The 10,661-nt window shown below is 34.0% G+C and carries 10 protein-coding genes; 4 read left to right on the forward strand and 6 right to left on the reverse strand.

Translation table 11 applies throughout. The annotated features are described in order from the left end of the window. Positions 1 to 75 precede the first annotated feature (75 nt). The 5 genes from LOK41_RS26260 to LOK41_RS26280 form a co-directional block, all read right to left on the reverse strand. The gene (locus LOK41_RS26260) at positions 76 to 666 is read right to left on the reverse strand and encodes a DUF4030 domain-containing protein (protein WP_241818937.1); all 591 of its coding nucleotides are present in this window, start codon (positions 664 to 666) and stop codon (positions 76 to 78) included. A 215-nt stretch (positions 667 to 881) separates the two neighbouring features. Then, entirely contained in the window at positions 882 to 1,070 is a 189-nt protein-coding gene (locus LOK41_RS26265) for a hypothetical protein (protein ID WP_026049392.1), read from the reverse strand. Between the two features lie 25 nt (positions 1,071 to 1,095). Then, positions 1,096 to 1,266, reverse strand: a complete 171-nt coding sequence (locus tag LOK41_RS26270) for a hypothetical protein (protein ID WP_017154554.1) — start codon at positions 1,264 to 1,266, stop codon at positions 1,096 to 1,098. Positions 1,267 to 1,280: 14 nt separating this feature from the next. Then, positions 1,281 to 2,231, reverse strand: a complete 951-nt coding sequence (locus tag LOK41_RS26275; protein WP_241818938.1) for a tyrosine-type recombinase/integrase — start codon at positions 2,229 to 2,231, stop codon at positions 1,281 to 1,283. Between the two features lie 475 nt (positions 2,232 to 2,706). Next, positions 2,707 to 5,688: a Tn3 family transposase gene (locus tag LOK41_RS26280; protein ID WP_241818939.1), complete on the reverse strand. Its 2,982-nt coding sequence runs from the start codon at positions 5,686 to 5,688 to the stop codon at positions 2,707 to 2,709. Between the two features lie 248 nt (positions 5,689 to 5,936). On the opposite strand from LOK41_RS26280, the gene LOK41_RS26285 reads away from it, so the two are divergent. The 4 genes from LOK41_RS26285 (at position 5,937) to LOK41_RS26300 (ending at position 9,467) form a co-directional block, all read left to right on the forward strand. Further along, on the forward strand, positions 5,937 to 6,356 hold the full coding sequence (locus LOK41_RS26285) for a MerR family transcriptional regulator (protein ID WP_241818944.1): 420 nt from the start codon (positions 5,937 to 5,939) through the stop codon (positions 6,354 to 6,356). 15 nt (positions 6,357 to 6,371) lie between these two features. Then, on the forward strand, positions 6,372 to 7,058 hold the full coding sequence (locus LOK41_RS26290; RefSeq protein WP_241818940.1) for a zinc metallopeptidase: 687 nt from the start codon (positions 6,372 to 6,374) through the stop codon (positions 7,056 to 7,058). Positions 7,059 to 7,123: 65 nt separating this feature from the next. Beyond that, the gene (locus LOK41_RS26295) at positions 7,124 to 8,443 is read left to right on the forward strand and encodes a hemolysin family protein (protein WP_241818941.1); all 1,320 of its coding nucleotides are present in this window, start codon (positions 7,124 to 7,126) and stop codon (positions 8,441 to 8,443) included. A 58-nt stretch (positions 8,444 to 8,501) separates the two neighbouring features. Continuing rightward, positions 8,502 to 9,467, forward strand: a complete 966-nt coding sequence (locus LOK41_RS26300; RefSeq protein WP_241818942.1) for a sporulation protein — start codon at positions 8,502 to 8,504, stop codon at positions 9,465 to 9,467. Positions 9,468 to 9,611: 144 nt separating this feature from the next. Here the strand turns inward: LOK41_RS26300 and LOK41_RS26305 are convergent, their stop codons facing one another. After that, positions 9,612 to 10,436, reverse strand: a complete 825-nt coding sequence (locus tag LOK41_RS26305; protein ID WP_241818943.1) for a peptidoglycan-N-acetylglucosamine deacetylase — start codon at positions 10,434 to 10,436, stop codon at positions 9,612 to 9,614. Between the last annotated feature and the right edge of the window lie 225 nt (positions 10,437 to 10,661).

Raw genomic sequence — 10,661 nt, forward strand, 5'->3', positions numbered from 1 at the left:
CATTGTTTATCCAGTCTTTTTTGTCAAATACTAACCTATTAATACTAAGTTTCCTATATCCTGTTCATAGATTTGTTAGTTGATTTTTTGATTATCTTGACTATAAACTTCAATAGTATATAAATCATTTTCAATCCATTTTTGTGCTTGCGGTGTTTTAAGTAAATTATCGATTTCTTTCTCAATCTTCTTTCCAAACTCTTTAGCCCCTGAATCAGTACTATTTATAGGAGTATATATAGCAAACGGGATAGATTGGTTCAATTCTATATAAGCCCGTATTGAAAAACCTTTGTATCCTTTTTTATGGAACAATTCTTCCACAATATAACTGGAAATATTGTCCCATCTGTTCTCTATTTTTACAATGTCCATATCTCTTTGACTAACATTTATAGTATAGGGTCTAATATATTGGCTCTTTAACTGAGTGTTAATATTCTTTTTTAATTCACTTGCATTTACTGTATCAGCTATTTCAAGTTCTACTATTTTTGTTTTGTCGTCCACGGTGGCACTAAGAAAGTCCTTTTTATCTACCGTGTCCATTACCGTGTCCATTACTTTTGAATCTTCACTTTTGGATTCTTCTAAATCGCTCTGTTGACATGCACCAAATAAAATAGCTAATACAAGAGGGAGAATTAACCCTTTTCTTTTTTTCATTTCAATCTCCTTTCTCGTGATTGCTTTGTTATATATTTGAGTCTTAGTTCGTAAAAAACATTATAAAAGTGTAATCGGTCTAATTACTATTTTCATATTTGGTTAGGTATTCTTCAAAGCAAACGAAAAACCTTCACTTAATTTTTACAGGATTGAAAAATTAATGTACACACTAATACTGTACTCTTTAATTTGTATTATGACTGTTATTAATTTCATTTCATTTTAGAGGGATATTTCCAATCATGTTTTTTCTTAGAAACATTCGAATGACTTTCTCTCTTTTGATTTTGCTTTTCTATATTTTTTAACGATGTATGCATTTGTTCCACTTGTTCTTTTACTTCTTTTAGTTCCAGTTTCATTTCCATAAGTAACCGTAGAATAGCGTCTCCTTTATTCATTGCAACATACCCCTTTATCTTTCTATTATTTCTTTTCGATTAACTGAATTTGAAAAATATCTGACTCCGTTATACCCAACATCTTCATTTCATCTTTAAAGTTTCGCCAAGACTCAATTTTAATGGATTTTGTACTTTTATCCCTCAATGTGTACACTCTTATGTACTGTAATTCCTGTTTCTCATTTCTTTCCACTTTGTCTTCCTCCGTTACTTTTGATTGATGTAATCATAGTATCTTTTTAACGAAAGTTTAGACTTAAAGCCTACTTCTTTTATAATTTCTTCCTCTGAAACATGATGCTCAATAAGTCTTAAGATGAAAGTGTTCCGTAAGTGTTGCGCTGAAATACCTTTACGTAAATTTGCTCGAGCAACTTCAAGTCGAATCATCTTTTGAACAGCAATTTCTGTTAAAGCTTTTGGTGCATCATTTTCATATACCCAACGAAATGTATTTCGAGTATAATCGAATGCCACAAATAGTGAATCAGTACTATGATATTTTGGACGAACAGGTTCAGGAATGATTTTGTAATAGCCAAATAATCGCTTTTTATCATCTTCACTTAATACAATCGTTCTTTTTATCCCTGTCATTCCTGGAAATGTGATTGAATTGTTCTCAAAATGAACATGCTTCATTTGTAATCCCACAAGCTCTTGTAGTGATAGTCCATAATTCAGAAGGAAATGTACAATAGAAATGTTTCGATCCTGAAGTATAGGACGAACGGCACTTTGCCTCTCGGTTAATCCGTCCAATGAGGTTAAAATATACTGTAACCTTTTTTCTTCCTCTTTCGAGATAAAGTCCTCATCACGTAACGCGCGATTTGGTTGAATACTCAATTGCATCTCTTCTAACGGATTTGGCAGTTGTAAATACTGATACAGTCTATTTAAGACAATATAGACACGATGCATTGTTTTATCAGAGTACTGTCGTTGCTGTTTTAAATCATAGAAATACGCTTCATAATCATCTGTACCAAGCGTCGTCCATATATTATGTAGGGGGAGTTTTTTAGATTTTTGCAACCAATGACCAAAGTTTTCAATATCATAAACATATCGTTTAATTGTAGATGGCTTTCTCCCTTTATTTAATAAAAAAGAAGCAAAATGTTGTACTGTATCTTGGAATTCTGTTGTTGGCATAACCCTATCATCCTAATTTTTCTTTTAGTATATCAAATTTTACAGTTATGCCACCTACCCATTCAAAGTATGCAAATAAAAAAAGATAAGACCAGGAACCTCGGTCTTATCTTTAGCATAAGGAGAAAAAATAGGGTGATAACCATCACCTTTTCATTATATTACATTAATTGCTAATTTTGAATATTATAACTAAAAATAGTAGTAATATCTATATTGAGAAATTTATTACTAATTCGTTTTAAGTTCCAAAAGATACACCTTTTGGCACTGTTAAAATTTCATGAAATATCAGTTCCAAAACCTCAAAAATCCAATTTTGAAACGTTTCTAAAAAATAGACACCTTTTGGAACTGACTTGTTATAATATGTATTATAGGGGTCACCATATCAAAAAAAGAAAATTGTACGTTTAGACACAATTTGGACACAATTTAACCGGTCCCCTGTACGTTAAGGAACCGGTTTATCAATTTACTGCTTTTTTATAGGTTTTTTGTCTCGTAATGGCCTTAAATTATTAAAATTCGTTTTTTGATTTAGGTTCCACACATAATCACCTGTCAAAGTAATATGTTCCCAGCCGAGTGGAGATATATGTTGTAAATATTCTTCTGGAATGTCTACTCCTTTTGCACGTAAAGCATCAACCGCACGTGAGATATATACCGTATTCCATAATACAATTGCTGAAATAAGAAGTTGCAAACCACTCGCTCTATGTAATTGATCCTCATAAGAACGATCACGAATTTCCCCTAATCGATTAAAAAATACAGCTCGAGCAAGTGCATGTTTTGCTTCACCTTTATTTAAACCAATCTGTACACGTCTTCTAAGCTCAGGACTCTGCAACCATTCTAATGTATATAAAGTTCTTTCAATCCTTCCTATCTCACGCAAAGTTACAGATAAGCTATTCTGCCTTGGATAGGCCGCGAGCTTTTTGAGAATAAGAGAAGCTGTGACTGTTCCATTACGAACAGAGCTAGTTAATCGTAATAAGTCATCCCAATTTTCTCTTATTTTCTTTGTATGAATTGTTCCACCAATCATAAATTCTAGATACAGTTGATTTAAAGGCTTTTCAAAAGTATACATTTTATTTTTACTAAACGTTTTAATTCTAGGAGCAAATCGAAATCCCAACATATGACACATGGCAAAGACATGATCTACAAATCCTGCTGCATCCGTATAATGTTCTTCAATTTTCAAATCTGTTTCATGATATAGTAGGCCATCAATAATATGTGGCGCTTCTTCTGAAGAACTAATAACTTGTACATAAAATGGGGCGTATTGATCTGAGATATGTGTATAAAAACTTAATCCTGGATCCCTACCATGCTTTGCATTTACTTGTGCCAACGGACTAGACTGGCCACCTGCTCTAAAGAATTGTCCATCAGAAGAGGAAGTCGAACCATCTCCCCAATGAGAAGAGAACGGGTATTTATGTTGAAAATCAGTAATCGCTCCAAGAGCTTTGGAGTAACTTTCATCCCTTATATACCAATCGGATATCCAAGCTAATTGTGTATAAGATATATTTGGACATGCATCTGCCATTTTTGAGAGCCCAAGATTAATTCCATCAGCCAAAATAGCTGCGAATAATACGGATTTATCCTTTGGCTCAGTTTGGGTATGAAGATGAACAAAATGTTTGCTAAAATGTGTCCAGCTATCTACTTCTACCAATAGTTCTGTTAATTTAATACGCGGTAATACACTATAAATAAGTCTAGTTAGATCTTCGACCTCATCTGGAATCATTTTCTTTAAAGATGCAATTTGTATTTTATCTGCATAGACTTCAACATCTGGCAATAATTGATTTTGAATTAAATGATTTACCTTAGAGAGTTGCTCTTCCATTAACTCAAATCGTTCCTGTAAATACTGATCTATATTGGTTGGAATTGTTAGTGGAACTTGTTTTTTCTCCTTTAATTCATTCCATTTTTCTTGGGGTAAAAGATACTCTTCAAAATCCTTGTATTGTCTACTTCCTACAACCCACATATCCCCAGAGCGAAGATGATTACATAATTCTGAAAAGATACCGAATTCATAGTAATGACGATCAATACCATTTTCTTTGATCACATGCTTGAACCATTTCGATTTAAGAAAATCCATCGGAGCTGTTTCGGGGACTTTTCTTTTTCCTGTTTGGTTCATTTCTTTCAACATCTCTAGAGCCTGAAATAAAGTATGGCTCGCTTTAGAGGCTTTAAATACATACGTTCTTAATAATCTAGGTGCAAACTTCCGAAAATGTCCATAATGATTATCTAGTAGATCTAAATAGTCAAATTCTGCTGGTCTGGCTAGTTCTTCAGCCTGTTCCACTGATTGTACAAATTGCTCCCATGAAATGATAGATTGTAAAGATTCAAATGGGTCTTGTTCTAACTCTTTTGCTTCAATTAAAGCCTTCCCAACTTTTGCGTATAAGCGAACCTTTTCATTAATCGCTTTTCCGTCCTTTTGAAAATGTTCCTTATGTTTCTTTTCTCCACGATTAAACATTCTACCCATTAGTTTCTCAAGCATCTCTATTCCTTGATCTGTTAAAAAAGCATATATATGAATGAGAAAGGCCATAAGAGTTGCATGTCGTTTGAGCTCATGAAACCTGGATAAATGTTGATTGGAATAACGTGATCCTTCACGTGCCATCTGTAGCAATCGATTCTGATGCACTTCTCTGCCGTTATCTAAAGGTAAATTTAATTTTTGGATAAACTCTATTCGATCCATAATCTTGTGAAAACTTTTAACAGAAACAACACCTGAAGGCTGTCGAAGCCATGATAAATACGAAAATTTGTATCCTTTTCCTACACTTAATAATTTGTCTAATTGCTTACATTGAGAAGAAGTAAGATTTCTTGTTAATTGTTTGAAGATCCGTCTATGTGCTCGTTCACGTATAGCCCATGCTAAATGTTCAATGGCATATATGGCTGGTAGGATGATTTTTCTTTTTCTCATTTCTGTAATCAATGCTTCTACTAAAAGATGTCCTTGATCTGTTTTCATTGCCATAGGAAGAAGCCAACGTGCTAGCTCTCGATATTCTTTTAAAGTAAACGTCCGAAACCCTAATGTATTTCTGATTTTACTCAAATGTTCTCGCCGAGTTGCATCACGCCCACGTGCATAGTTCTGTATAGCTGAAGGTAAAATCCTTAATTGTTTAGCGATCGTATGTACAATAAAATCTGGAACTTTTTCACTCGCGGATAATGGTCTACCAGGAAAACGTAAATAAGCAATTTGTATCGCAAAACCTAATCGATTGGCTGCTCCACGTTGTTTGTTTATTATCTGTAATTCTTCATCAGATATTGTGTAATAGCGTACGATTTCTCGCTTATTCATAGATTCAGGAATCCCATAAAAATATTCTCTTTGTGATACTGTAAGAAGTTCTCTAGTTTTCAATCTTCCATCCCCTTTACATGCCCAAAACAATTAGATAAATTTAATTGCTTAATGTAAGTATACTAGTTGCTCTGTCATACGCTTAACACTAAACTGACCACTAATATATATACAATACCTTTCTATACAGAATAAAAATGATTACATATGTCTACATTAAATTGTTTGAAAAATAAAAACTGTAACGTTTGACTGTACGCTTTTCTGTATGCTATTATTTATCTAATTTACATAAAGGGGCGAAAGTCATTGGGAACCGATATCGAATCGGAGAGGTGGCGGAGCTGGCTCAAGTTTCGAAAAGAACCATTGATTATTATACGAATTTAGGCTTATTAGAAGCGAAACGTTCTAATACAAATTATCGGTACTACGATGAATCAGCAGTAAATCGATTGAAGTTCATTGAAAAATGCAAACAGTTAAATATGCAACTCAGTGAAATTAGAAAAGTATTAGATAATCAACAAAACCAAACAGTAGCAAACCATAAAATTGCAGGACAAGTGAGTGATGTATCGAGACATCTTCAACAATTAGAATATGAATTAATGCATTTGAAGCCTCTACTGGATAGTCTGACAGAAGAGCAAAAGAAAATCTATATGAAGGGGTTATCCGGTCAAGCAACGACAATGATTCAAACACTTGTTTTATTTTTAAGTTAAAGGGGAAATGAAGCGATGCTATTTCACCCAATGGATTTTTTGATTTTGATTGCATTCGGCTTATCCATATGGACACAATTTAAAGTAAAAGGAAACTTTAATAAATGGTCTGAAGTAGATGCTTCCTCAGGACTCAGTGGTGCTGAAGTGGCACGGAAAATTTTAGATAATAATGGATTATATTACGTGCCAGTTGAAGTTGTTCCAGGAAGACTTTCTGATCATTATGATCCTACAGTTCGGGTCGTAAGGCTATCAGAAGATGTGTACTATGGTCACTCTATTGCCTCTGTATCGGTTGCTGCGCATGAAGTCGGACATGCAATTCAACATGATCAATCGTATGGATTCTTAAGCCTTCGACATAAAATGTTTCCTGTTGCAAACATTGCGTCAGGAATTGCCCCATTTTTATTACTGGGTGGATTTTTATTTCAAGCCTTCTCATTAGTTGGACTTGGTATCATTTTCTTCTCGGCAGCAGTTGCATTTCAATTAATTACGTTGCCGGTAGAATTTAATGCAAGTGCTCGTGCAAAACGCTTGATGCTTGCAGAAGGAATGATTTCTAGCCAAGATAAAAAAGGTGTGAATAAAGTATTAGGGGCCGCAGCGTTAACATATGTAGCTGCTACACTTATCTCAGTATTAGAGCTTTTAAAATATGTCATGATTTTCTTTCAGGGAAATGACGAAGACTAAAAATATACAAGAATGATTTTTATAGGAGGTGGATCCTTTAGTTTCGATAGAACTAAAGGTATTAGTTGGAAATATTGAATTTGGTGATGGTAGCGGTTTTAATCGCTTTTACAGGTTTTTTCGTAGCAGTAGAATTTGCGATTGTAAAAATTAGAAGTTCGAAAATTGACCAATTTGTATTAGAAGGTAGAAAGGGTGCCTTGGCTGCCAAAAAAGTAACATCAAATCTAGACGAATATTTGTCAGCCTGTCAATTAGGAATTACAGTCACAGCGATGGGATTAGGTTGGTTAGGTGAACCAACCATTGAGCGAATCTTGCATCCTTTGTTTGAAAAATGGAATATCAATCCTTCTATTGCAGGTATTTTATCTCTTGGTATTGCCTTTACTTTAATGACATATCTGCATGTTGTAGTAGGAGAATTGGCACCTAAAACATTCGCAATTCAAAAAGCTGAAAAAGTGACATTATTACTCTCTACCCCACTTATTTGGTTTTACAAAATTATGTACCCGTTCATTCGATTGTTAAATGGGTCTGCACGAATGTTAACTGGGCTATTTGGTTTAAAACCAGCATCTGAACATGAAGTAGCACACTCAGAAGAAGAGTTACGTCTTATTCTTTCAGAAAGTTATGAACGTGGAGAAATTAATCAAGCAGAGTATAAGTACGTGAATAACATTTTTGAATTTGATAATCGTCTTGCAAAAGAAATCATGGTTCCTCGTACAGAAATCATTGGTTTGCATGAAGATGATTCTTTAGAAGAACACATTAAAACGATTCGAAGTGAAAAATATACGCGCTACCCTGTATTTGGAGAGGATAAAGACGAGATTATTGGTATGGTCAATGTAAAAGACTTCTTTATCCGATATATCAATAAGAGCACAGAGCCATTTGATACAATTCGTTCTTATACACGTCCAGTTATTCAAGTAATTGAGACAATTCCAATCCATGATTTATTGTTAGAAATGCAGAAGAAACGTATTCCATTAGCGGTATTATATGATGAGTATGGTGGTACGGCAGGTATTGTTACGATTGAGGATATCCTTGAAGAAATCGTCGGAGAAATACGAGATGAATATGATGAAGACGAGCGTGCTCCAATTCAACATATCAGTGAAACTCACAAAGTTGTAGATGGGAAAGTGCTGATAAATGAACTGAATGACTTACTAGATTTACATTTAGATGATAAAGATGTTGACACCATTGGTGGTTGGGTCATGATGCAGAATTATCATATCCAAGAAGGAGAGTTTGTAGAAGCTGAAGGATATGAATTTAAAGTTATTTCTAAAGATACACACCACATTAAACAAATAGAGATTCAAAAAGTAAAAGAAACAAAACAAGCGGTAACAGAATAGTTGCCGTTTGTTTTCTCAAAATAAAAAACTATATTATAAGAAAAAAGGGAGAAATAAAATGTTTAAAAAGATTTTGGCCAAATTCGGCAAAGGTGCCGCTACAGTGGATTTGCGTTTTGAAAACCGCTCTTATTCTGCTGGAGAAACACTTCACGGAGAAGTTTTGATTCAAGGTGGTGAAGTCGAACAAAAAATGAATAGTCTTGCGGCCCGATTTATGATGAGTGTTGTGACAAAACAAGGTTCTGTTACTCGTGAGGTTGCAACAATTCCTTTGGACGGAGCCTATACGATTCTTCCAAAAGAACAAAAAGTAATTCCATTCTCTTACGACATTCCAAGAAATTTACCTGTATCTAGAGGTGGAATTTCCTACTATTTTGATACGCACTTAGACATCGAGGGTGGTGTAGACCGAACTGACTTTGATCGTCTTGTCGTTGAAGCACCAAAGGAAGTACAAAACATTTTTTATGCATTTAATCGATTAGGATTTCAGGAGAAATCTACATCTGGTAAGCTAGATACATACGGACAAGAATTTGCCTTTTTCCCACGAGAAGAGTTTGTGAATGACGTAGATGAAGTAGAGATTCGTTTTGCTTATGAAGATTCGGGAATTCACATTTGGATGGAAGTTGATTGCCGAACTAGACATGGAGAAATGGAAGCAAAACGTGAATTTTTCATTGAAAAAAATGTATTACAAGAAATACGTGAAATAGCTAATATTTTAAAAGAGTATATAACAGAAATGGTGAATAATCCGTATGCATATACACAACCATTTTCTTATCAAACACAACAACAATATGGGCTGTCCCAACATAGTGGTTCAGGAAGAAGTCCAATTGCGGGCATGGTTGGTGGCTTAGCTGTCGGAATATTAGGTGGTATGTTATTAAATGAACTAATGGATGAATTAGGTGTAGACGAGATGGTGGAAGAAGCAACCGAAGAAATTGGAATTAATGAAGAAGAATCATTTCTAGGAGATTTCTTTGGGGACAGCGATGATGAGTAATATTATAGACTAATATTTTACAAAGCCTCTAACTTTATACATAAAGTCAGAGGCTTTTAAAATTTTTTAGAGTACTACATTGATGAAATTTTATAACTTTTAGCTTTATGTTATTTTAAAATATAGCGTAATTTTCTTTAAAAGCTAAATGCGTGGGTCGTGCCAGAAATTTAAAGAGAAGTGATCATTTTCTTGATATGCTTCAAATTCATACCCTTTTTCCTTTAACCCTTTTATAATGGCTGGTACGGCTGCAACAGCTTGAGGGTGAATATCATGCAATAATATGACCTCTTTAGGCCTAGTCGCACCAATAATTACATTTTGAGCAATGTTCACTGAAGCTGTCTCTAGTGGTAGATTATTATATTTCCAATCTAAAGAGTCAATTGTCCAATCCCATACTTTCAAACCACTTTCAAACACTTTATTACGAAGCGCTTCATTTAGTCCAGGAATGGATCCATATGGAGGCCTAGTCAATTGTGGTTTCTCATCAATGATATCTGCTATTAAACTTTGATTTGTCTTCATTTCATTTACATAGTCCCCATTTGTGTATAATTTTTTAAAATCATGAGTCATACTATGCATACCAACGTAATGCCCTTCACTTTTTTCACGTTTTACTAAATCAGGATATGCTTTTACATTCTTACCAGTTAAGAAAAAGGTAGCTTTTGCATCATATTGCTTTAATATATTCAATAATTCAGCTGTATATTTACCAGGTCCATCATCAAATGTAAGATATGCAACTTTTCTTACTTGACCATTAAATTGATTAGGAGCTGGTTTACTTAATTCCACTTTGGGCTGTTCGCTTGCAAGCTGAATTGGATTTTCTTGGTTTGCTACATCTCTTGCGTGTGATGTTGTGGATTGAAGCACAAAATAAATACAGACTACTACTATGGCTAGCGTCAGAATTGATATTAAGAATTTTTTGGTTTGAAATATTGTTTTCACTCCCTATATTCCTTCCTCTATCTATCAGCAATATTTTCTTTAAATACAATTATACCAAATTACATCTGGTACAAAAGAAACGTTCGCATTTACCATAATTTCAATTATTTTACTAATTAATTCGAAATATATTTTTCTTTCGTATGTCGTTTACAAAGGTATACTTTTATAGACATACCAAGGACTCACTAGATATTTGAATACATAGTAATGAAAAGTGAACCA

This window comes from Bacillus sp. TL12 (genome assembly GCF_022625245.1).
In the GTDB taxonomy this organism is placed as follows: Bacteria; Bacillota; Bacilli; order Bacillales; family Bacillaceae_G; genus Bacillus_A.